This is a genomic window from Luteococcus peritonei, assembly GCF_039526385.1.
In the GTDB taxonomy this organism is placed as follows: domain Bacteria; phylum Actinomycetota; class Actinomycetes; order Propionibacteriales; family Propionibacteriaceae; genus Luteococcus; species Luteococcus peritonei.
Map to the genome: position 1 here is coordinate 20,506 of NZ_BAAAIX010000003.1, position 20,465 is coordinate 40,970.

Below are 20,465 nucleotides of genomic sequence, written 5' to 3' on the forward strand. Positions count from 1 at the left end.
CGACTTGAAGATTGACCTGGCCAAGGTCCGCAACATCGGCATCATGGCCCACATCGACGCCGGCAAGACCACCACGACCGAGCGCATCCTGTTCTACACGGGCATCACCCACAAGATCGGTGAGGTCCACGACGGCGCTGCCACCATGGACTGGATGGAGCAGGAGCAGGAGCGTGGCATCACGATCACCTCCGCCGCCACCACCTGCTTCTGGCACGACACCCAGATCAACATCATCGACACCCCCGGCCACGTGGACTTCACCGTCGAGGTGGAGCGCTCGCTGCGTGTGCTCGACGGTGCCGTCGCTGTCTTCGACGGTGTGGCCGGCGTCGAGCCGCAGAGCCAGACCGTGTGGCGCCAGGCCAGCAAGTACGGCGTTCCCCGTATCTGCTACATCAACAAGCTGGACCGCACCGGTGCCTCCTTCGACCACTGCGTCAAGACCATCCGCGAGCGCCTGAACGCCACCCCGGCGATCATCCAGCTCCCCATCGGCGCCGAGAGCGACTTCCTGGGTGTCGTCGACCTCGTCGAGATGAATGCCAAGACCTACCGTGGCGAGACCACGATGGGCGAGATGTACGAGGTCGAGGAGATCCCGGCCGACATGGTCGAGAAGGCCCAGCAGGCTCGCGCCGAGCTGCTCGAGGTCGTGGCCGAGGCCAATGACGAGCTGATGGAGCTCTTCCTGGAGGGCGAGGAGCCCACCATCGAGCAGCTGAAGGCCGGCATCCGCCAGGGTGTGCTCGAGAACAAGTTCAACGCCGTGGTCTGCGGCACCTCCTTCAAGAACAAGGGTGTGCAGCCCCTGCTCGACGCCATCGTCGACTACCTGCCCTCCCCGCTGGACGTCCCGGCCATCGAGGGCTTCAAGCCCGGCGACGAGTCGGTCGTCCTGGAGCGTCACCCCAACAACGAGGACCCGCTGTCGATCCTGGCCTTCAAGATCGCCGCCGATCCCCACCTGGGCAAGCTGACCTTCATCCGCGTCTACTCCGGTGTCCTGGAGGCCGGCACCCAGGTGCTGAACGCCACCAAGGGCAAGAAGGAGCGGATCGGCAAGATCTACCAGATGCACGCCAACAAGCGTGAGGAGATCGACCGCATCGGCGCCGGCATGATCTGCGCCGTGATGGGCCTGAAGGACACCACCACCGGTGAGACCCTGTGCGACCCCGCCAACCCGATCATCCTCGAGTCGATGGAGTTCCCGAACCCCGTCATCGAGCAGGCGATCGAGCCGAAGACCAAGTCGGACCAGGAGAAGCTCGGCGTCGCCATCCAGCGTCTCGCCGAGGAGGACCCGACCTTCCGCGTCCACACCGACGAGGAGACCGGCCAGACCATCATCGCCGGCATGGGCGAGCTGCACCTCGAGGTGCTGATCGACCGCATGAAGCGTGAGTTCAAGGTCGAGGCCAACATCGGCAAGCCCCAGGTGGCCTACCGCGAGACCCTGCGCCGCCCGGTGCAGAAGGTCGAGTACACCCACAAGAAGCAGTCGGGTGGTTCGGGCCAGTACGGCAAGGTGATCGTCGACCTGGAGCCGCTGGAGCCGGGCTCGGGCTACGAGTTCGTCAACGCCGTCACCGGTGGCCGCATCCCCAAGGAGTACATCCCCGCGGTGGACGCCGGCATCAAGGACGCCATGCAGTTCGGCGTGCTGGCAGGTTACCCGGTCGAGGACATCCGCGTCACCCTGACCGACGGCGCCTACCACGACGTCGACTCCTCGGAGATGGCCTTCAAGATCGCCGGCTCGATGGTCTTCAAGGAGGCTGCCCGCAAGGCCGACCCGGCCCTGCTGGAGCCGATGATGGCCGTCGAGGTGACCACCCCGGAGGACTACCTGGGCACCGTCATCGGTGACCTGAACGCCCGCCGCGGTCACATCCAGTCGATGGACGAGCTGCACGGCAACCGCGTGGTGCGCGCCCTGGTGCCGCTGAGCGAGATGTTCGGCTACGTCGGCGACCTGCGCTCGAAGACCTCGGGCCAGGCCTCGTACTCGATGGAGTTCGACTCCTACGGCGAGACCCCCAAGACGGTCTCCGACGAGATCATCGCCAAGGCACGCGGCGGCGAGTGAGCAAGCCCTGATCCTGCGGTGGCCGGGGGATTCGTCCCCCGGCCACCGCAGATCCGCACAGACGAACCAGTTTGACTCTGGCGCGCCGGTGCACAAAACTTGGACGGTACCCTTGGCCGGCTTCGGCTGGCCTGGGGGCCGAGCCAGACAAGACCACGGTGCGGGACCCACCCGAGCCGGATGCAAACTAGTACGCCTCGCTGAGAGCGTGGCGGCAATCCAGAAGGAGCCCAAGTGGCAAAGGCCAAGTTCGAGCGGACTAAGCCGCACTGCAACATCGGCACCATCGGACACATCGACCACGGCAAGACCACCCTCACCGCGGCGATCTCCAAGGTGCTCCACGACAAGTACCCGGATCTCAACGAGACCTTCGCTTTCGAGAACATCGACAAGGCTCCCGAAGAGCGCCAGCGTGGCATCACGATCTCGATCGCTCACATCGAGTACCAGACCGAGAAGCGCCACTACGCGCACGTTGACTGCCCCGGCCACGCCGACTACGTCAAGAACATGATCACCGGTGCTGCCCAGATGGACGGCGCCATCCTCGTGGTCGCCGCCACCGACGGCCCCATGCCGCAGACCCATGAGCACGTGCTGCTCGCCCGCCAGGTCGGCGTGCCCGCCATCGTCGTCGCCCTGAACAAGTGCGACATGGTGGACGACGAGGAGCTCATCGAGCTCGTCGAGATGGAGGTCCGCGAGCTGCTGACCTCGCAGGAGTTCGACGGCGATGACTGCCCCGTCGTGCGCGTCTCCGCCTTCCAGGCCCTGCAGGGCGAGGAGAAGTGGGTCAAGTCCGTCGAGGACCTGATGGACGCCGTGGACGAGTACATCCCGCAGCCCGAGCGCGAGACCGACAAGCCCTTCCTGATGCCCGTTGAGGACGTCTTCACGATCACCGGTCGTGGCACCGTCATCACCGGTCGTATCGAGCGCGGCATCGTCAAGACCGGCGAGACCGTCGACATCATCGGCATCCGCGAGGAGAAGCAGACCAGCACCATCACCGGTGTCGAGATGTTCCGCAAGATCCTCGACGAGGGTCGCGCTGGTGAGAACGTCGGCCTGCTGCTCCGCGGCACCAAGAAGGAGGACGTGGAGCGTGGCATGTGTGTCATCAAGCCCGGCTCGACCACTCCCCACACCGACTTCGAGGGCAGCGTCTACATCCTGACCAAGGAGGAGGGTGGCCGTCACAAGCCCTTCTTCTCCAACTACTCGCCCCAGTTCTACTTCCGTACCACGGACGTGACTGGCGTCGTGCAGCTGCCCGAGGGCACCGAGATGGTGATGCCCGGTGACAACACCGACATGACCGTGCACCTCAACAAGCCCGTCGCCATGGAGGACGGCCTGAAGTTCGCCATCCGTGAGGGTGGTCGTACCGTCGGCGCCGGCCGCGTGACCAAGATCGTCAAGTGACCCTGCGTCACTGACACCTGGTCCGGCGACAAGCCAGACAGCAGCAGGGCCCCGATCCGCAAGGTTCGGGGCCCTGCTCGTCGTCCAGGGTCGGTGCGGGGGAGGGAGTCCCCGCCGCCCGGGGATGACGAAGGGCCGGCCCCGATGGGGACCGGCCCTTCGGCTCAGGCTGGGAGGAGGATCACTTCTCCGGGATGGTGAAGACCTGGCCCGGGTAGATCAGGTCGGGGTTCTTGATGTTGTTCGCGCGGGCGATGTCCATGTAGTTCACGCCGTACTTCTCGGCGATGGTGGACAGGTTGTCGCCGGGCTTGACGGTGTAGGTGCGCTTCGCGGCGGCGGCCTTCGCGGCAGCAGCCTTGTCCGCGGCCGCCTTGTCGGCAGCGGCCTTGGCCTTGGCGTCGGCGTCAGCCTTGGCCTTCGCGTCCGCAGCAGCCTTGGCCTTGGCGTCGGCCTCAGCCTTCGCCCTGGCGTCCGCCTCGACCTTCGCCTTGGCGTCGGCCTGGGCCTGGTCAGCAGCAGCGGCAGAGGCCTCGGCGGAGGTGCGAGCAGCCTCGGCGGCCTTGTCGGCGGCCTCCTGCTTCTGGAGGTCCTCGGCGGCCGCGCGAGCGGTCGCCTCGTTGGTGGCCTGGTCACGGTCGATCCGGGCCTGCTCCTCCGGGGTCTTCTCCGCGCTGGGGGCGGCGACCTTGTCGTCGTCGTGGCCGGTGAGCTTGTCCTTGATCTCGTCGAACAGTCCCATGGTTCTCTCCTTGCCGGGCCCCGGGCGGGCCCTTGACCGACCACGCTACAAGCACAGGCTCACCCTCAGGGGTGGGTGCGGGCATCTTCAGCCGGAGGCGTACAGAAGCTCAGTCGCGCACCAGCAGGGCCACCGGGCGCCAGTCGAGCAGCTGGCCCACCGGCACCTGGCCGTCGACCGTGGCGCCACCGATCTGGTCGGTCCAGCTGCCCGGCAGCTCAAGGGTGGTCTCGCCCCAGCCCCCGCGGCGCTGCAGGCCGACGGGCAGCCGGGTGGCCAGGGCCACCAGCCCGTCGCGCTCGAAGGCCAGCAGGTGCTCCGCCGCTTCGCCCTGCGCCCGCAGGGCCCGGTAGCCGGTGAACAGCTCCGGCCGGTCGCGACGCAGGCGCAGCGCGGTGCGCACCACCGTCTGCTTGAAGGCGGGATCGACGGCCTCGTGCGGTTCGGCGTCCAGCAGGGCCCGCAGCGCCTGGTAGTCCACCGGGCGGCGGTTGTCCGGGTCCACCAGCGAGTCCTCCCAGACCTCCGTGCCCTGGTAGACGTCGGGGACGCCGGGCATGGCGAGCTGGACCAGCTTGGCCGAGACGTCGTTGCTGTGGCCGGGTGCGGTGAGCAGCTGCTGGATCTGCTGCCAGGCCTGGCGCAGCACCTCGTCGTCGTAGGCGGCCTCGATGGCGGCGTGGACGCTGGCCTCGAAGGCCTCGTCGGGGCTCGTCCAGCCGGTGGCCAGGCCGGCCTCGCGCATGGCCTTGGTGGCGTAGTCGTGCAGCCGCTGGGGCGGTACGGCCCCCATCCCGGCCAGGGTCTGCGCCAGCAGGTGGGCGAAGGTGGGCTCGGCGATGCTGGTGCGTTCAGCGAAGGTGTCGGCGAAGCGGCTCCACTGCTCGGGGAGCTCGGCCAGCGCCGCCAGACGCGCCCGCACACCCTCGCCCCGCTTGGTGTCATGGGTGCTGAGCGCCGTCATGGAGCGGGAGAGCTCCGCCTCTCGACGTGCCATCGCCTCGTGGAAGACCTCGGGGGAGGTGCCGAAGCTGGCGGGATTGCCGCCCACCTCGTTCAGCGCCACGAAACGGTTCGCCCGGTACCAGGCGGTGTCCTCCACGCCCTTGGCCATCACGGCACCGGTGAACTGCTGGAAGCGACGGGCGGCCTCCCGCGAGGCGTCCAGCAGCTGCGGCTGCAGCACGTCCAGCACGTCGTCGAGCTCGGCCACCTCGCGCCGGGTGCGCTGCAGGGCGTCCACCAGGGCCTGGTTCTCCTCGGGGAGGTAGGTGCGGTAGACCTCGAGCCGGGCGGCCACCTCGAGCAGTGCCCGGGCGGCTCGGTCCCGCTCGATGCCGTCCAGGTCCAGCAGCTCGAGCAGGCGACGGGTCTCGGCCCCGAACTGGGTGCTGGCCACCATCAGCTTGCCCTGCAGCATGTGCTGCTCCACGGTGAGCTGGTCACCGGTGCGGCGGCGGTAGTCCTCGGTGAAGAAGCCCTCGGCGGCCGGGTCGACGAAGACCTGGTTCACCTCGGTCATCGCGTCGTAGCCGCTGGTGCCGTCGATCCGCCAGTCGGGCAGGGGCTCGCCGTGCTCCAGGATCTTCTCCGCCACCAGCCAGGCGCCGGGTGCCTGCGCGGAGAGCTGCTCGAAGTAGCCGCGCGGGTCACTGAGGCCGTCGGGGTGGTCCACGCGCAGCCCGGCCAGGCCGTCCTCGCGCACCATCCGCAGGACGCGCTCGTGGCTGGCTGCGAAGACCTCGGGATCCTCCTGGCGCACGCCGGCCAGGGTCGCGACCGTGAAGAAGCGCCTGTGGGTGAGCAGGTCGTTGCCCTGGCTGCCCGGCACCAGGCGGTAGTGCTGGCGGTCATGCACCTCGCGGGGGTCGTCGCCGGGGCGGGCCGTGCCCGCGGCGACCGGGAAGCGGTGCTCGTAGAAGGAGAGCTCGCTGGCGTCGGGGGAGAGTTCCAGCCGGTCCAGGTCGGACTCCTCGCCGAGCACCGGCAGCACGATCCGGTCGGCGGACCAGTCGATGTCGAACCAGGCGGCGTGGGCGGAGTCCTGGCCCTCGGCGAGCACGGACCACCAGGTGGGATTCTGCCAGGCGTTCTGGACGCCCAGGTGGTTGGGCACGATGTCCACCACCACCTCCAGCCCGGCCTCGCGAGCAGCGGCCACCAGCTCCTGCCAGCCCTGCTCGCCCCCTCGCTGGGGGTCGACGATGGTGGGGTCGGTCACATCGTAGCCGTGGCCGGAGCCCTCGGTGGAGGCGAGGACGGGGGAGAGGTAGACCGCTCCCACCCCCAGCTCGGCCAGGTAGTCGACGACCGCGGCGGCGTCCTGCAGCCGGAAGTCGGGGGTGATCTGGAGGCGGTAGGTGGAGGTGGGGGTCATGTCCTCCACCCTAGTGGTGGAGCTTGGAGCCACCTGTCATGGTGGAGGCATGGACAGGCGTGAATGGCAGCAGGCCACGGGGCAGCGCAGGCCGCGGTCAGGGGCTCGCGAACCCGGGACGGCGACCTCTGCCTCGATGGCACGTCTGCTCGACGACCTGCTCCGGATCCCCGGCACCAACATCACCCTGGGCGCGGACGCCCTGCTGGGACTGGTGCCCGGTGTGGGGGACGCGGCCACGACGGCGATGGCCGGGCTGATCCTGGTGGACGCGGTCCGCGCCGGGGTCCCGCTGCCGGTGCTGGCGCGGATGGTGACCAACTGCTGCCTGGACGCACTGGTCGGCCAGATCCCGATGGTGGGGGACCTGGCCGACATCGGCTTCCGGTCGAACCGGATGAACCTCAAGCTGCTGGAGCGGGCCGTCGCGGACCCGGACCGGGTCCGGCGCAGCTCGATTGCCTATGTGGCGACCGCCGTCGGCCTGGTGGTGCTGGCGCTGGGCGTGATGCTGGCCGGCACCCTGTTCGCCCTGTGGTGGGTGGGCAAGCTGCTCGGACTGTTCTGAGACCGCGGCTCTTCTCGGCCGGACTACTTCTTGGCGGCAGACTTCTGGATGCTCGCCCACTCGTCGCGCAGGCCCACCGTGCGGTGGAAGAGCATCGGCTGGTCAGGATCGCAGGCGAAGTAGCCGGTGCGCTCGAACTGGACCACCTCACCCGGCGCGGTCTCGGCCAGCGCGGGCTCGGCCTTGCAGCCGGTCAGGATGGTGCGCGAGTCCGGGTTCAGGTCGTCCAGCGGCTCGCCGGTGGCCTCGCCGGGGTGCTCCGCGGTGAAGAGCCGCTCGTAGAGCGCGACCGTGGCATCCACTGCATGGGTGTCGCTCACCCAGTGCATCGTGGACTTCACCTTGCGCCCGTTGGGGGCGTCGCCGCCGCGGGTCTCGGGATCATAGGTGGCCAGCACCTCCACCACCTGGCCGTTCTCGTCCTTGACCACGTCGGTGGCCTTGACGAAGTAGGCGCCGCGCAGCCGGACCTCGCGGTCCAGGGTGAGGCGGAAGTACTTCGGCGGTGGGACCTCGGCGAAGTCCTCCTGCTCGATCCACAGGCTGCCGCTGAAGGGTACCCGGCGCAGCCCGTCCTCGGGACGCTCAGGATTGTTGGTGACCTCGAACCACTCCACGACGGGGCTGCCGTCGGCCTCGGTGGGCCAGTTGGTGAGGGTCAGCTTCAGCGGACGCAGCACGGTCATCCGGCGCTGGCTTGAGTAGTTCAGCTCGGTGCGCACATAGCTCTCCAGCTCCTCGATGGAGCGACGCGAGTTGGTGCGGGTGGTGCCGGTGCCGTTGCAGAAGTTGCGCAGCGCCGCGGCCGGGTAGCCACGACGACGCAGCCCGCGCAGGGTGGGCATGCGGGCATCGTCCCAGCCGTCCACCAGCCCGTCGGTGACCAGCTGGCGCAGCCGACGCTTCGAGGTGACAGTGTGGGTCAGCTCCAGGCGGGCGAACTCGATCTGCTTCGGCTTGTCGCCGGGCAGCGGCAGGTGCTCCAGGAACCAGTCGTAGAGCGGGCGGTGGGAGTCGAACTCCAGGCTGCACAGCGAGTGGGTGACGCCCTCGATGGCATCGCTCTGGCCGTGCGCCCAGTCATAGGTGGGGTAGATGCACCAGGTGCTGCCGGTGCGGTGGTGCTCGGCCTTGCGGATCCGGTACATGATCGGGTCGCGCAGCTGCATGTTCTCGTGCTGCATGTCGATCCGGGCGCGCAGCACGTGGCTGCCCTCCTCGAACTCGCCGGCGCGCATCCGTCGCAGCAGGTCCAGGTTCTCGGATGCCGGGCGGTCGCGGAAGGGGGACTCGATGCCGGGCCTGCCGAAGCCGCCGCGCTGCGCCGAGATGGTCTCGTTGTCCTGCTCGTCGACATAGGCGAGGCCCTGCTCCACCAGGTGCTCGGCCCAGTCATAGAGCTGCTCGAAGTAGTCGCTGGCGTGCACCAGCTCGGCCGGGGTGTAGCCCAGCCACTCGATGTCGGACACGATCGAGTCGACGTACTCGGTCTCCTCGGTCTCCGGATTGGTGTCGTCGAGGCGCAGCTTGCAGATGCCGCCAAAGTCCTCGGCGATGCCGAAGTCCTCGATGATGGCCTTCGCGTGGCCGATGTGCAGGTAGCCGTTCGGCTCGGGCGGGAAGCGGGTCTGGACGCGCTGGCCGTAGGTTCCCTGCTCGTTGTCACGACGGATGATGTCGCGGATGAAGTCGTTGGTGGGAGCCACAGGTTCAGGCGCAGTCATGGCGGCAAAACTAGCATGCGGCACCTGCTCGGCCGGCGCCGGTAGGATCGAGCCATCATGACTGAACAGCCCACTCCCGCCCGTCTGCGCGTCGCCCCTTCGCCCACCGGCGATCCCCACGTCGGGACCGCCTACATGGCCCTGTTCGACAAGGCCTGGGCCCGTCGCACCGGCGGCGCCTTCGTGCTGCGCATCGAGGACACCGACCAGGCCCGGCTGGTGCCCGGCTCGGAGCAGCAGATCTACGACACCCTGGAGTGGCTGGGCCTGTCGCCCGACGAGGGGCCGCAGCAGGGCGGGGACTTCGGCCCCTACCGGCAGTCCGAGCGGCTGGACACCTACCGGCCCTTCGTCGACCAGCTGATCGCCGACGGCCACGCCTACCACTGCTGGTGCAGCCCGGAGCGGCTCAAGCAGATGCGCGAGCAGCAGCAGGCCGAGAAGCGCGAGGTGATCGGCTACGACCGGATGTGCCTGGGCATGACGCAGCAGGAGCGCTCCCAGCTGCCCGGCTACCAGGAGACCCCCGTGGTGCGGATGCTGGTGCCCGACGACGTCGAGCTGGTCTTCGACGACCTGATCAACGGCGAGACCGCCGCCCCGCGCCCCGACGACCAGGTGATCCTCAAGACCGACGGTTTCCCCACCTACCACCTGGCCGTGGTGGTGGACGACCACCTGATGGGCATCACCCACGTGGTGCGTGGCCAGGAGTGGATCAGCTCCACCCCCAAGCACCTGCTGCTCTACACGTGGCTCGGCCTGCCGGCCCCGCGCTTCGCCCACATGCCGCTGATCCGCAATACCGACAAGTCCAAGATCAGCAAGCGCAAGAACCCCGCCGCACGACTCACCTGGTTCCGCGAGCAGGGCTACCTGAGCGAGGCGCTGCTGAACTTCCTGATGCTGCTCGGCTACCCGCCGGTCCACGAGGGCGAGGAGGTGCAGAGCTTCGACGACTTCGTGGCCGCCTTCGACTGGTCCAAGGTCAACTCCGGCGGCCCGGTCTTCGACATGGACAAGCTGAACTGGCTCAACGGGCACTACATCCGCAGCCTGTCGGCCGAGCAGCTGGCCGCCCGGATCGAGGCCTACTGGGCCGAGCGCGGCGAGCCGGCCCTCGACGAGCGCGGCCGTGCGCTGCTGGTGGGCGCGGCCCCGCTGGTGCAGGAGCGCCTGGTGACGCTGTCCGAGGCGAAGGAGAAGCTCGCCTTCCTGTTCGCCGCCGATGCCGAGATCGAGCCTGACGAGGCCGCCGTGGCCAAGCTGCCGGAGAATGCGGCGCAGGTGCTGGACGCCTCGATCGCCGTGCTGGAGGGCCTGGAGCCCTTCGACGCCGAGACCATCCAGGCGGCACTGCGCGCCAAGCTGGTGGAGGACCTGGGCATCAAGCCGAAGTTCGCCTTCGGCCCGGCCCGCGTGGCCATCACCGGTACCAATGTCAGCCCGCCGCTCTTCGAGTCGATGGAGCTGCTGGGCCACGCCTCCTCGCTGGCCCGCCTGCGCCGCTTCCGCGACAGCCTGTGAGCCGACGGACCGGGGGCAGCCTCCGGGCCCGGGATCAGCGCAGCTGCTTCAGCGTGCTCTGCCAGCCCAGCTCGCTGACCTGGGCCAGGTAGAGCTCGGCGCAGGCCAGCGCATCGGTCAGCGCCTCGTGGGCCTGGTAGTGCGGCAGGCCATACTGGTCCCGCGCCGCCCACAGCCGCAGCGAGCCGGGCGGGGGCTCGTCGTCGAAGCCCTTGGTGAGCAGCCGGTACTGCAGCTGCAGGGTGTCGACGGCGGGGATCTCGATCCGGTGGCCGAAGACCTGTTCGACGGCGCGCTGCAGGAAGCCGGTCTCCATGGCCGCGTGGTGGGCGAGCAGAACCCGTCCGGCCAGTGCCTGCAGCAGCTGGCCCAGCGCCTCGGCGGCCTCCATGCCCTGGGCGAGCTGGTCGTCGGTGATCCGGTGGATGGTGGCGCTCTGGCCCACACCGGCCTCCTGCCCCACCCCGTCGCCCTGGCGCAGCACCAGGTGGCCGGCGCCGCCCAGGGCGATCGCCGGGCCGTCGACCGGCACGAAGCCGATGCTCAGCAGCCGGTCGGTGGCCGGGTCCAGTCCGGTGGTCTCCACGTCGACGGCCAGCAGCCGGAGCCGCTCCGCCGGGGTGGAGGACGGCGGTGAGCCCGCCTCGGCCCAGTCACGCAGCGGACCGGGCGGCAGCGAGGCGGCCTGTCGTTCGGGGGAGGGGGAGCGTCGGAAGAGGGCCATCTCAGCTCATCAGGTGGGTCTGGTAGGTGTAGGCGAGGCCCTCCTGGGCGGTCCGGATCAGGGAGAAGGCGTCCTTGAGGTGCCGCTTGTCGAAGCTGCTCAGCTCGTCGGCCCGCACCAGGTTGTCGGGCACCTGGCCGGCGTCGAGCTGTTTGGCCTGGTGGGCCAGGCGCACGTGGCTGATGAACTCGAAGGCATCGGCCAGCTCCTCCAGGCTCTGGCTCTCGGTGAGCCGGGCCACGGTGTGGAGACGGTCCAGCGTCCCCACCTGGTCCAGGCCGTGGGCCAGGGCGTGCACCCGGGCGATCTCGATCACCGCATGGACACCATTGGCCTTCAGGTCGAAGGTCTCGTGCTCCTCGCCGCGACGGGCCAGCACCAGTCCGCGGAAGAAGCCCACCGGTGGCTGGCGCTCCACCGCCTGGGCGGCCAGCTGGCCCAGGAAGCGCTTGGAGGCAGGCGTGGCGGCCAGCACGTCCTGGCGCACCTCGGCCAGCAGGCCGGGATCGCCGTGCACGGTACGGGCGTCGAAGAAGATCTGGCAGTGCATCACCGCATCCGGGTCCGGCTCGTTGATCCAGTGGGCGAACTGGCGCCGCCAGCCCCGCACGTCCTTGCGCCAGGCCGGGTTCGCCGCCATCACCTCGCCGCGACAGCGGGGATAGCCGCACTGCTCCAGCCCGTCGGTGACCCGCTCGGCCAGCGCCGCGAACCAGGCCTGCGCCGCCCCGTCGTCCACCAGGCCGTCGGCCATCACCAGGGCGTGGTCCTGGTCGGAGTTCACGCTCGACTCCCGGCGGGCCTGTGAGCCCAGCGTGATCCAGGCCCAGGGGCCGGGGGCCGGTCCGAGCTCCGCCTCCGCGAAGCCGATCAGCCGACGGGTCAGGGCATCGGCCACCGTGGTGAGCAGCCGTGTGATGTCGTCGGCCGAGGCGTCCTGGCGCAGCAGCTGGCCCACCAGGCCGTGGGAGCGGTGCGCGATCCGGGCCAGCTCCGAGACCTCCTGCTGGCGGGCGATGTCGCCCACCATGAAGACCGGGTCGGCCTGCTGCAGCCGCACGATGTCGCCGGCGGTGACCACGCCGAGCGCCCGTCCGTCCCGCACCACGGGCAGGTGGTGCACCCCGCGGGTGGTCATCTCGAGCAGCGCCTCGAAGGCCTGGGTGCCGGGCTCCACCTGCACCGGCTCGGCGGTCATCACCTCGGACAGCGGCCGTTCGGGGTCCACACCGGCCGCCACCACCTTGGAACGCAGGTCACGGTCGGTGACGATGCCCACCAACCGACCGTCGTCCACCACCAGCAGGGCGGAGATCCGGTGCCGGGTCATCAGCTGGGCCGCCTCGCGGATGCTGACCTCGCTGGTGGTGGTCACCGGCTCGCGGGTGGCGAGCTCGTCGACGCTGGTGCGCAGCCAGGCGGCCGAGCGGTCCTGGGCCGAGGACTGCACCGCCACCGCCTGGCGCAGCCGGCCACGGGCCTGGGCGTCGTAGAAGGTACGCACCTGCTCGTGGTGCTCGACCAGGTGGTGGAAGACCTCCGAGCCCATCACCAGGACCAGGCTGTCCTCGATGGTGGTGATGTCATAGCGTGAGGGAGCCCGCGAGAGCAGCGAGGAGGCGCCGAAGCTGCCACCCGGCTCGGTGCGCTCCACCAGGGCGCCGGAGGAGTCCACGATGTCGCAGGCCCCGCTGCGCAGGATGTGCAGCACGTTGTTCGGCTTGCCCACCTCCATCAACCGGGTGCCGCGGCGGTGGTAGCGCATCTGGAGCCGGGTGGGCAGCTCGTCGAGCAGGCGGTCGGGCAGGGTGGCGAAGGGCTCGTGCGCGGCCAGGAAGTCGCGCACCTCTCGAAGCTCCACGTCCATGCGGTCCTCGTCTCCGGCGTCGTTGTCGGTGGCCACCAATGTCCCAGCTGGGCAGCAGCTCGGCAAGGGCTGCGGGTGGGGGAGCGGGGCCACGCCGATTTGGCATGACGGCGCAGGCATGACAGAATCGTCAAGTTGCTCCGATGGGGTTTGCCCCTGGGCAGTCGTCGCTGGTCGGCACTGAGGAGAGCACCACACAACGGAAGAGTGCGTTTGTGAGTGCCATGAGTCAGTGCGACACGCCCGACCGCGGGGGTCGGAGGTGAAGGGTGTTGGGTCCGCAAGGACAGCCACCCGCGCCACCGCCATCCGAGGAGCATGCCGAGTCCCACCCGGGCCTCGGAGCGAAAGCCGGAATCCTCCGGACCAAGCTTGGACGAGTAGAAGGAACAACTGTGGCGGGACAAAAGATCCGCATCAGGCTCCGTGCCTATGACCATGAGGTCATCGACTCGTCGGCGCGCAAGATCGTCGACACGGTGACCCGTACGGGTGCCAAGGTTGCCGGCCCGGTGCCGCTGCCGACCGAGAAGAACGTGTTCTGTGTGATCCGTTCGCCCCACAAGTACAAGGACAGCCGCGAGCACTTCGAGATGCGTACCCACAAGCGGCTCATCGACATCCTCGATCCCACCCCGAAGACCGTCGACTCGCTGATGCGTCTCGACCTCCCGGCCGGTGTGGACATCGAGATCAAGCTCCCGTGAGGTCTGTGAACATGACTGCTACCGAACGCAAGGTCAAGGGCCTGCTGGGCACCAAGCTCGGCATGACCCAGCTGTGGGACGAGAACAACCGCGTCGTCCCCGTCACCGTGATCCAGGCCGGCCCCTGTGTCGTCACCCAGGTCCGTACCCCCGAGGTCGACGGCTACAACGCCGTCCAGCTCGGCTTCGGCGCCGTGAAGGCCAAGAAGGTCACCAAGCCCGAGGGCGGCCACTTCGACAAGGCCGGCGTGACCCCGCGCAAGCACCTCGTCGAGCTGCGCACCGCTGACGCCTCGGAGTACACCCTCGGCCAGGAGATCACCGCGGAGGCCTTCGAGGCCGCCGACGTGGTCGACGTCACCGGCGTCAGCAAGGGCAAGGGCACCGCTGGTGTCATGAAGCGCCACGGCTTCCACGGCCTGCGCGCCACCCACGGTGTGCACCGCAAGCACCGTTCTCCCGGTTCCATCGGTGGTTGCTCGACCCCCGGCCGTGTCTTCAAGGGCATGCGCATGGCGGGTCGCATGGGCAACGACAAGGTGACCGTGCAGAACCTGAAGATCCATGCTGTCGACGCCGAGCGCGGCCTGATCCTGGTCCGTGGCGCGATCCCGGGCAACACGGGCTCGCTGGTCGTCGTCCGCAGCGCTGCCAAGAAGGGTGATGTCGCATGAGCGAGTCGCTGAAGGTCGACGTCCTCGACGTCGACGGCAAGAAGTCGGGCACCGCCGAGCTCCCCGCCGAGCTCTTCGACGTGCAGACCAACATCCCGCTGATCCACCAGGTCGTCGTGGCCCAGCAGGCCGCTGCCCGCCAGGGCACCCACGCCACCAAGACCCGCGGCGAGGTCCGCGGCGGTGGCATCAAGCCCTGGCGCCAGAAGGGCACCGGCCGCGCCCGTCACGGCTCGCGTCGTTCGCCCATCTGGGTCGGCGGTGGCACCGTGCACGGCCCGCAGCCCCACGGCTACGCGCAGCGCACCCCCAAGAAGATGATCGCGGCCGCCGTCAAGGGCGCCCTGTCCGATCGCGCCCGTGACGGCCAGGTCTTCGTGCTGGACCAGATCGTCTCCGGTGAGACCCCCTCCACCAAGGCGGCCCTCAAGGCGCTGTCCAGCGTGGGCGACGTCAGCAAGCTGCTGGTCGTCATCGACCGTGGCGAGGACGTTGCCTGGCTGAGCCTGCGCAACATCCCCACCGTGCACGCCATCGCCGTTGACCAGCTCAACGCCTACGACGTGCTCGTCAACGACGGCGTGGTCTTCACCAAGGCTGCCCTCGACACCTACACCGCTGGCCCCGCCAAGGGTCGCAGCGTCAAGGCAGTGGCCACCGAGTCCGAGGCCGCCGCAGAGGAGACCGAGAAGTGACCGAATCTGTCAAGATCCGCGACCACCGCGACATCCTGCTCGCGCCCGTCGTGAGCGAGAAGAGCTACGGCCTGCTCGACGAGAACAAGTACACCTTCCTCGTCGCCCCGCATGCCAACAAGACCGAGATCAAGATCGCCGTCGAGGCCATCTTCGACGTCAAGGTCACCGGTGTGAACACCATCAACCGCCAGGGCAAGACGCGCCGCACTCGCTTCGGTATGGGCAAGCGCCCGAACACGAAGCGCGCCATCGTGACGGTGGCCGAGGGTCAGCGCATCGACATCTTTGGAGGTCCGGTCGCCTGACCGGACGGACACTGAGACAAGGAATCTGAGACCTCATGGGTATCCGTAAGTACAAGCCGACTACGCCGGGCCGTCGTGGCTCCAGCGTTGCCGACTTCGTCGAACTGACTCGTTCCACGCCGGAGAAGTCGCTGCTCGCTCCGAAGCCGAAGACCGGTGGCCGCAACAACAGCGGACGCATCACCACCCGTCACATCGGCGGTGGCCACAAGCAGGCCTACCGCATCATCGACTTCAAGCGCTACGACAAGGACGGCGTGCCGGCCAAGGTCGCTCACATCGAGTACGACCCCAACCGCACCGCCCGCATCGCGCTGCTGCACTACGCGGACGGCGAGAAGCGCTACATCATCGCTCCCCAGGGCTTGGCCCAGGGCGCGACCGTGTCTGCCGGCGAGAGCGCCGACATCAAGCCCGGCAACAACCTGCCGCTGCGCAACATCCCCGTCGGCACCACGGTGCACGCGGTGGAGCTGCGTCCCGGTGGCAGCGCCAAGCTCGGCCGCAGCGCCGGCGCGGCGATCCAGCTGGTCGCCCGCGAGGGCAAGTACGCCACCCTGCGCATGCCCTCGGGCGAGATGCGCATGGTCGACGTCCGTTGCCGCGCAACCGTTGGCGCCGTCGGCAATGCCGAGCAGTCCAACATCAACTGGGGCAAGGCTGGCCGCAGCCGCTGGAAGGGCGTCCGCCCGACCGTGCGTGGTGTGGTCATGAACCCGATCGACCACCCGCACGGTGGTGGCGAGGGCCGTACCTCGGGTGGTCGTCACCCGGTGTCGCCCTGGGGCAAGCCTGAGGGTCGCACCCGCGACAAGAACAAGGCCAGCAGCCGCCTCATCGTCCGTCGCCGCAAGTCCGGCAAGAAGCGCTGATTGGGAGCCTGAGAGAAAATGCCACGTAGCCTCAAGAAGGGTCCCTTCGTCGACGAGCACCTGACCAAGAAGGTCGATGCCCAGAACGAAAAGGGAACCAAGAACGTCATCAAGACCTGGTCCCGCCGATCGATGATCGTGCCGGACATGCTGGGTCACACCATCGCCGTTCACGACGGCCGCAAGCATGTCCCGGTCTTCGTGACCGAGTCCATGATCGGCCACAAGCTGGGCGAGTTCGCTCCGACGCGTACCTTCAAGGGTCACGTCAAGGACGACAAGAAGGCGCGCCGCCGCTGAGCGGGCGAGACAAGGAACAGATCAAGCAATGAGCAACAACGAAAGCCGGCCCAGCCGTCGCGCTGCCCTGCTCGGGGATCGTCCTGGCTCGTACGCGATTGCGCGTCACGTCAGGATGAGCCCGACCAAGGTGCGCCGCGTCGTCGACCTGGTGCGTGGGATGGACGTCAACGACGCCCTCGTCACGCTGAAGTTCGCCCCGCAGGCGGCCTCCGAGCCCGTCTACAAGGTGGTGGCCTCGGCCGTCGCCAACGCCGAGAGCACCGAGAGCCTCCGGGCTGACGACCTGTTCGTCTCCCAGGCATTCGTCGACGAGGGTGTGACCATGCGTCGCATCCGTCCCCGCGCCAAGGGTTCGGCCAGCCGAATCCTGAAGCGTGCGGCCCACATCACCGTGGTCGTCGAGCCCAAGAGCAACAAGTCCGTCAAGTCTGAGAGCAAGAAGGGAGCCTGAGCATGGGCCAGAAGATCAACCCGCATGGCTTCCGCCTCGGCATCACCACTGACCACAAGACCCGCTGGTACGCCGAGAAGCAGTACGCAGCCTTCGTCGGTGAAGACGTCAAGATCCGCCAGTACCTGCTCAAGAACCTTGAGCGTGCCGGCATCTCCTCGATCGAGATCGAGCGTCGTTCCGAGCGCGTGACCATCTTCCTGTACGCCGCCCGTCCGGGCATCGTCATCGGCCGCAACGGCGCCGAGGCGGAGCGCGTCCGTGGCGCCCTGGAGAAGCTGACCGGCAAGCAGATCCAGCTGAACATCCTCGAGGTCAAGAACCCCGAGATCGATGCCCAGCTGGTGGCGCAGGGCGTGGCCGAGCAGCTCGGCGCCCGCGTGGCCTTCCGCCGCGCGATGCGCAAGGCCCAGCAGACCGCCATGCGCTCGGGTGCCCAGGGCATCCGGATCAAGTGCTCCGGCCGTCTGGGTGGCGCCGAGATGAGCCGATCCGAGGGTTACCGCGACGGCCGCGTGCCGCTGCACACCCTGCGTGCGGACATCGACTACGGCTTCTACGAGGCCCGCACCACCTTCGGCCGGATCGGCGTGAAGGTGTGGATCTACAAGGGTGACGTCACCGGCACCCGCGCCGAGCGCGCCGCCCAGAAGGCTGCCCGCGCCGCTGCCCCCGGCAACCGTCAGCGCCCGGGTCGCCGTGGCGAGCGCGGTGGTCGTGGGGACCGTCCGGAGCGCGGCGGCCGCCGTCGCGCCGAGGAGGCGCGCAATGACAACAACGCCGAGGCCCCCAAGGCTGATGCCCAGGCCCCGGCGACCGAGAACGCAGGAGCCTGAGCATGCTGATTCCTCGTCGTGTTAAGTACCGCAAGCAGCACCACCCCAAGCGTGATGGCATGGCCAAGGGTGGCACCAAGCTGGCCTTCGGTGACTACGGCATCCAGGCGCTGGAGAGCTCGTACCTGACCAACCGTCAGATCGAGGCCGCTCGTATCGCCATGACCCGTCACATCAAGCGTGGTGGAAAGGTGTGGATCAACGTCTACCCCGATCGCCCGCTGACCAAGCACCCTGCCGAGTCCCGCATGGGCTCCGGCAAGGGCTCGCCCGAGTTCTGGGTGGCCAACATCAAGCCGGGACGCGTGCTCTTCGAGCTCTCCGGTGTCGATGAAGAGGTCGCTCGCGAGGCCATGCGCCTGGCAATCCACAAGCTGCCCTTCAAGGCTCGCTTCATCAAGCGCGAAGCAGGTGACATCTGATGGCCAAGACCACCGCCGCCGATCTGCGCGGCCTGAGCCGTGAGGACCTCAACTCCAAGGTCCTCGAGCTGAAGGAGGAGCTGTTCACGCTGCGCTTCCAGGCCGCCACCGGCCAGCTCGAGTCCCATGGACGTCTGCGTGAGGTCCGCAAGGACATCGCCCGGATCTACACCGTGCTCCAGGAGCGCAACCTGGGCATCGTCGACGACCCTGAGAAGAAGGCCTGAGCATGAGCGAGAACACCACCGCCGAGACCTCGGCGCGCACCTCGACCCGCAAGGTTCGTGAGGGCGTCGTCGTCTCCGACAAGATGGACAAGACCATCACCGTCGCCGTCGAGGACCGGGTCAAGCACCCCCTCTACGGCAAGGTCATGACCAAGACCGAGCGCCTCAAGGCGCACGACGAGAACAACGAGGCCGGTGCCGGCGACCGCGTGCGGATCATGGAGACCCGCCCGCTGTCGGCCACCAAGCGCTGGCGTCTGCTCGAGATCGTCGAGAAGGCCAAGTGACCTGCCGGCCAGGCGCCTGAGGGGCGATTCGCCCCACAGGCGCCTGGTCGTCTAAGCTTGACAAGTTGCTTGCAACGGCTCCGTCCCCGTCAGGGTGCGGAGCTCGTTGTGGGTCTTGCCGGGGCGGTTCGCCGCCCCACTGCCTGCGCTCCCGTGAGGGAGCGGGGCTGTCCACCCCTCCTGGCCAAATCCAGGGGGAACATTTCGAGCTCCACCAGGCCCTGCGGGGAACCGGTGGGGCAGAGGAGAACAAATGATCCAGCAGGAGTCGCGGCTCAAGGTCGCCGACAACACTGGTGCCAAGGAGCTCTTGTGCATCCGTGTTCTCGGTGGCTCGAAGCGCCGCTACGCCGGTCTCGGCGACACCATCGTGTGCAGCGTCAAGGACGCCATCCCCGGTGGCAACGTCAAGAAGGGCGAGGTCGTCAAGGCCGTCATCGTTCGTACCGTCAAGGAGCACCGTCGTGCTGACGGTTCCTACATCAAGTTCGACGAGAACGCCGCCGTCATCCTGAAGAACGACGGGGAGCCCCGCGGCACCCGCATCTTCGGCCCGGTTGCCCGTGAGCTGCGCGAGAAGCGCTTCATGCGCATCGTCTCGCTCGCCCCGGAGGTGATCTGACATGAAGTCCATGCACGTGAAGAAGGGTGACCGCGTCAAGGTCATCGCCGGCAAGGACAAGGGCAAGATCGGCGAGATCATCGCCGTCGACGCCGAGCGCAATCGCGTCACCGTCGAGGGCGTGAACATCGTCAAGCGCCACCTGCGTGACCAGGCCACCCAGTCCGGCCAGCAGACCAAGGGCGGGATCATCGCCTCCGAGGCCCCGATCCACGTCTCCAACGTCCAGCTGGTCATCGGGACCGGCAAGGACGCCAAGGTCACCCGCGTGGGCTACAAGCGCGTCGAGGTCACCAAGCGTCGTCCCGACGGCAGCGAGTACACCGCCACCCGCAGCGTGCGCATCGCGCGCAAGACGGGGGAGGAGATCTGATGAGCACCGAGACCACCAGCCAGAGCTTCGCTCGTGAGCTGCCCCGACTGAAGCAGAAGTACCGCGAGGAGATCGTCCCCGCGCTGCAGGGCGAGTTCAACTACGCCAACCCCATGCAGATCCCCGGCCTGGTCAAGATCGTGGTGAACATGGGCGTGGGTGACGCCGCCAACGACTCCAAGGTCATGGACGGCGCCATCAAGGACCTGACCGCCATCACCGGCCAGAAGCCCCAGGTGACCAAGGCCCGCAAGTCGATCGCCCAGTTCAAGCTGCGTGAGGGCCAGCCCATCGGCTGCCACGTCACGCTGCGTGGCGACCGGATGTGGGAGTTCGCCGACCGTCTGCTGACCCTGGCCCTGCCCCGCATCCGCGACTTCCGCGGCCTGAACGGCAACCAGTTCGACGGCCTGGGCAACTACACCTTCGGCCTCAACGAGCAGGTCATGTTCCTGGAGATCGACCAGGACAAGATCGACCGGGTCCGTGGCATGGACATCACCTTCGTGACCTCCGCCACGAACAACGAGGAGGGTCGGGCGCTGCTGAAGCACCTGGGCTTCCCCTTCAAGGAGGTCGACGACCCCAAGGTTCGCAAGGTTCGCCGCGGTCCGGCGTACTACAAGAAGAAGAAGTGAG

Annotated in this window: 23 protein-coding genes; 18 read left to right on the forward strand and 5 right to left on the reverse strand. The window is 68.3% G+C overall.

The window, feature by feature from the left end; translation table 11 throughout:
• Positions 1–43: 43 nt before the first annotated feature.
• Both fusA and tuf read left to right on the forward strand, forming a co-directional pair.
• Positions 44–2,092, forward strand: a complete 2,049-nt coding sequence (gene fusA, locus ABD073_RS01085; protein ID WP_386751653.1) for an elongation factor G — start codon at positions 44–46, stop codon at positions 2,090–2,092.
• 234 nt (positions 2,093–2,326) lie between these two features.
• Positions 2,327–3,520 carry an elongation factor Tu gene (gene tuf, locus ABD073_RS01090; RefSeq protein ID WP_343871862.1) on the forward strand — a complete coding sequence of 398 codons (1,194 nt, stop codon included), beginning with the start codon at positions 2,327–2,329 and terminating at the stop codon, positions 3,518–3,520.
• A gap of 181 nt (positions 3,521–3,701) precedes the next feature.
• On the opposite strand, the gene ABD073_RS01095 is transcribed toward tuf, so the two are convergent.
• Both ABD073_RS01095 and treY read right to left on the reverse strand, forming a co-directional pair.
• A complete protein-coding gene (locus tag ABD073_RS01095; RefSeq protein WP_343871863.1) occupies positions 3,702–4,262 on the reverse strand; it encodes a LysM peptidoglycan-binding domain-containing protein in 561 nt (186 codons plus the stop codon).
• 109 nt (positions 4,263–4,371) lie between these two features.
• Positions 4,372–6,639, reverse strand: a complete 2,268-nt coding sequence (gene treY, locus ABD073_RS01100) for a malto-oligosyltrehalose synthase (protein ID WP_343871864.1) — start codon at positions 6,637–6,639, stop codon at positions 4,372–4,374.
• 136 nt (positions 6,640–6,775) lie between these two features.
• On the opposite strand from treY, the gene ABD073_RS01105 reads away from it, so the two are divergent.
• Positions 6,776–7,207 carry a DUF4112 domain-containing protein gene (locus tag ABD073_RS01105; protein WP_343871865.1) on the forward strand — a complete coding sequence of 144 codons (432 nt, stop codon included), beginning with the start codon at positions 6,776–6,778 and terminating at the stop codon, positions 7,205–7,207.
• Positions 7,208–7,230: 23 nt separating this feature from the next.
• Here the strand turns inward: ABD073_RS01105 and ABD073_RS01110 are convergent, their stop codons facing one another.
• Entirely contained in the window at positions 7,231–8,931 is a 1,701-nt protein-coding gene (locus tag ABD073_RS01110) for a glutamine--tRNA ligase/YqeY domain fusion protein (protein ID WP_343871866.1), read from the reverse strand.
• Positions 8,932–8,988: 57 nt separating this feature from the next.
• Here ABD073_RS01110 and gltX point away from each other — a divergent pair, with 57 nt between their 5' ends.
• On the forward strand, positions 8,989–10,458 hold the full coding sequence (gene gltX, locus ABD073_RS01115) for a glutamate--tRNA ligase (RefSeq protein WP_343871867.1): 1,470 nt from the start codon (positions 8,989–8,991) through the stop codon (positions 10,456–10,458).
• 34 nt (positions 10,459–10,492) lie between these two features.
• Here gltX and ABD073_RS01120 read toward each other — a convergent pair whose 3' ends face one another.
• Both ABD073_RS01120 and ABD073_RS01125 read right to left on the reverse strand, forming a co-directional pair.
• Entirely contained in the window at positions 10,493–11,182 is a 690-nt protein-coding gene (locus tag ABD073_RS01120; protein WP_343871868.1) for an exonuclease domain-containing protein, read from the reverse strand.
• A gap of 1 nt (position 11,183) precedes the next feature.
• Positions 11,184–13,085: a DUF294 nucleotidyltransferase-like domain-containing protein gene (locus ABD073_RS01125; RefSeq protein WP_343871869.1), complete on the reverse strand. Its 1,902-nt coding sequence runs from the start codon at positions 13,083–13,085 to the stop codon at positions 11,184–11,186.
• A gap of 359 nt (positions 13,086–13,444) precedes the next feature.
• On the opposite strand from ABD073_RS01125, the gene rpsJ reads away from it, so the two are divergent.
• From rpsJ to rplE, 14 genes are all read left to right on the forward strand, one after another.
• Positions 13,445–13,756 carry a 30S ribosomal protein S10 gene (rpsJ, locus tag ABD073_RS01130; protein WP_015071250.1) on the forward strand — a complete coding sequence of 104 codons (312 nt, stop codon included), beginning with the start codon at positions 13,445–13,447 and terminating at the stop codon, positions 13,754–13,756.
• Positions 13,757–13,767: 11 nt separating this feature from the next.
• A complete protein-coding gene (rplC, locus tag ABD073_RS01135; RefSeq protein WP_343871870.1) occupies positions 13,768–14,430 on the forward strand; it encodes a 50S ribosomal protein L3 in 663 nt (220 codons plus the stop codon).
• A complete protein-coding gene (rplD, locus tag ABD073_RS01140) occupies positions 14,427–15,125 on the forward strand; it encodes a 50S ribosomal protein L4 (protein ID WP_343871871.1) in 699 nt (232 codons plus the stop codon). The genes rplC and rplD overlap by 4 nt, the downstream gene beginning before the upstream one ends.
• The gene (gene rplW, locus ABD073_RS01145; RefSeq protein WP_343871872.1) at positions 15,122–15,433 is read left to right on the forward strand and encodes a 50S ribosomal protein L23; all 312 of its coding nucleotides are present in this window, start codon (positions 15,122–15,124) and stop codon (positions 15,431–15,433) included. The genes rplD and rplW overlap by 4 nt, the downstream gene beginning before the upstream one ends.
• 35 nt (positions 15,434–15,468) lie before the next feature.
• Positions 15,469–16,305, forward strand: a complete 837-nt coding sequence (rplB, locus tag ABD073_RS01150) for a 50S ribosomal protein L2 (protein WP_343871873.1) — start codon at positions 15,469–15,471, stop codon at positions 16,303–16,305.
• A gap of 18 nt (positions 16,306–16,323) precedes the next feature.
• Positions 16,324–16,605 carry a 30S ribosomal protein S19 gene (gene rpsS / locus ABD073_RS01155; protein ID WP_094763869.1) on the forward strand — a complete coding sequence of 94 codons (282 nt, stop codon included), beginning with the start codon at positions 16,324–16,326 and terminating at the stop codon, positions 16,603–16,605.
• Positions 16,606–16,633: 28 nt separating this feature from the next.
• Positions 16,634–17,059 carry a 50S ribosomal protein L22 gene (gene rplV, locus ABD073_RS01160; RefSeq protein WP_343871874.1) on the forward strand — a complete coding sequence of 142 codons (426 nt, stop codon included), beginning with the start codon at positions 16,634–16,636 and terminating at the stop codon, positions 17,057–17,059.
• 2 nt (positions 17,060–17,061) lie between these two features.
• Positions 17,062–17,895, forward strand: coding sequence for a 30S ribosomal protein S3 (gene rpsC / locus ABD073_RS01165; RefSeq protein ID WP_343871875.1), 834 nt, complete (start codon positions 17,062–17,064; stop codon positions 17,893–17,895).
• A 2-nt stretch (positions 17,896–17,897) separates the two neighbouring features.
• The gene (gene rplP, locus ABD073_RS01170; protein WP_343871876.1) at positions 17,898–18,317 is read left to right on the forward strand and encodes a 50S ribosomal protein L16; all 420 of its coding nucleotides are present in this window, start codon (positions 17,898–17,900) and stop codon (positions 18,315–18,317) included.
• The gene (gene rpmC / locus ABD073_RS01175; RefSeq protein WP_343871877.1) at positions 18,317–18,544 is read left to right on the forward strand and encodes a 50S ribosomal protein L29; all 228 of its coding nucleotides are present in this window, start codon (positions 18,317–18,319) and stop codon (positions 18,542–18,544) included. Before rplP ends, rpmC begins: the two co-directional genes overlap by 1 nt.
• Before the next feature lie 2 nt (positions 18,545–18,546).
• The gene (gene rpsQ / locus ABD073_RS01180; protein WP_343871878.1) at positions 18,547–18,831 is read left to right on the forward strand and encodes a 30S ribosomal protein S17; all 285 of its coding nucleotides are present in this window, start codon (positions 18,547–18,549) and stop codon (positions 18,829–18,831) included.
• A gap of 253 nt (positions 18,832–19,084) precedes the next feature.
• A complete protein-coding gene (rplN, locus tag ABD073_RS01185) occupies positions 19,085–19,453 on the forward strand; it encodes a 50S ribosomal protein L14 (protein ID WP_343871879.1) in 369 nt (122 codons plus the stop codon).
• Between the two features lies 1 nt (position 19,454).
• Entirely contained in the window at positions 19,455–19,826 is a 372-nt protein-coding gene (rplX, locus tag ABD073_RS01190) for a 50S ribosomal protein L24 (RefSeq protein WP_343871880.1), read from the forward strand.
• Positions 19,826–20,464, forward strand: a complete 639-nt coding sequence (rplE, locus tag ABD073_RS01195; RefSeq protein WP_343871881.1) for a 50S ribosomal protein L5 — start codon at positions 19,826–19,828, stop codon at positions 20,462–20,464. Before rplX ends, rplE begins: the two co-directional genes overlap by 1 nt.
• Position 20,465: the final 1 nt, after the last annotated feature.

Excerpts from the sequence above, each read along its gene's own strand:
- fusA (WP_386751653.1), top strand. The coding sequence starts at position 44 with ATGGCCCACATCGACGCCGGCAAGACCACCACGACCGAGCGCATCCTG.
- ABD073_RS01095 (WP_343871863.1), bottom strand. The coding sequence starts at position 4,262 with ATGGGACTGTTCGACGAGATCAAGGACAAGCTCACCGGCCACGACGAC.
- treY (WP_343871864.1), bottom strand. The coding sequence starts at position 6,639 with ATGACCCCCACCTCCACCTACCGCCTCCAGATCACCCCCGACTTCCGG.
- ABD073_RS01105 (WP_343871865.1), top strand. The coding sequence starts at position 6,776 with ATGGCACGTCTGCTCGACGACCTGCTCCGGATCCCCGGCACCAACATC.
- ABD073_RS01110 (WP_343871866.1), bottom strand. The coding sequence starts at position 8,931 with ATGACTGCGCCTGAACCTGTGGCTCCCACCAACGACTTCATCCGCGAC.
- gltX (WP_343871867.1), top strand. The coding sequence starts at position 8,989 with ATGACTGAACAGCCCACTCCCGCCCGTCTGCGCGTCGCCCCTTCGCCC.
- ABD073_RS01120 (WP_343871868.1), bottom strand. The coding sequence starts at position 11,182 with ATGGCCCTCTTCCGACGCTCCCCCTCCCCCGAACGACAGGCCGCCTCG.
- rplC (WP_343871870.1), top strand. The coding sequence starts at position 13,768 with ATGACTGCTACCGAACGCAAGGTCAAGGGCCTGCTGGGCACCAAGCTC.
- rplD (WP_343871871.1), top strand. The coding sequence starts at position 14,427 with ATGAGCGAGTCGCTGAAGGTCGACGTCCTCGACGTCGACGGCAAGAAG.
- rplB (WP_343871873.1), top strand. The coding sequence starts at position 15,469 with ATGGGTATCCGTAAGTACAAGCCGACTACGCCGGGCCGTCGTGGCTCC.
- rpsS (WP_094763869.1), top strand. The coding sequence starts at position 16,324 with ATGCCACGTAGCCTCAAGAAGGGTCCCTTCGTCGACGAGCACCTGACC.
- rplV (WP_343871874.1), top strand. The coding sequence starts at position 16,634 with ATGAGCAACAACGAAAGCCGGCCCAGCCGTCGCGCTGCCCTGCTCGGG.
- rpsC (WP_343871875.1), top strand. The coding sequence starts at position 17,062 with ATGGGCCAGAAGATCAACCCGCATGGCTTCCGCCTCGGCATCACCACT.
- rplP (WP_343871876.1), top strand. The coding sequence starts at position 17,898 with ATGCTGATTCCTCGTCGTGTTAAGTACCGCAAGCAGCACCACCCCAAG.
- rpmC (WP_343871877.1), top strand. The coding sequence starts at position 18,317 with ATGGCCAAGACCACCGCCGCCGATCTGCGCGGCCTGAGCCGTGAGGAC.
- rpsQ (WP_343871878.1), top strand. The coding sequence starts at position 18,547 with ATGAGCGAGAACACCACCGCCGAGACCTCGGCGCGCACCTCGACCCGC.
- rplN (WP_343871879.1), top strand. The coding sequence starts at position 19,085 with ATGATCCAGCAGGAGTCGCGGCTCAAGGTCGCCGACAACACTGGTGCC.
- rplX (WP_343871880.1), top strand. The coding sequence starts at position 19,455 with ATGAAGTCCATGCACGTGAAGAAGGGTGACCGCGTCAAGGTCATCGCC.
- rplE (WP_343871881.1), top strand. The coding sequence starts at position 19,826 with ATGAGCACCGAGACCACCAGCCAGAGCTTCGCTCGTGAGCTGCCCCGA.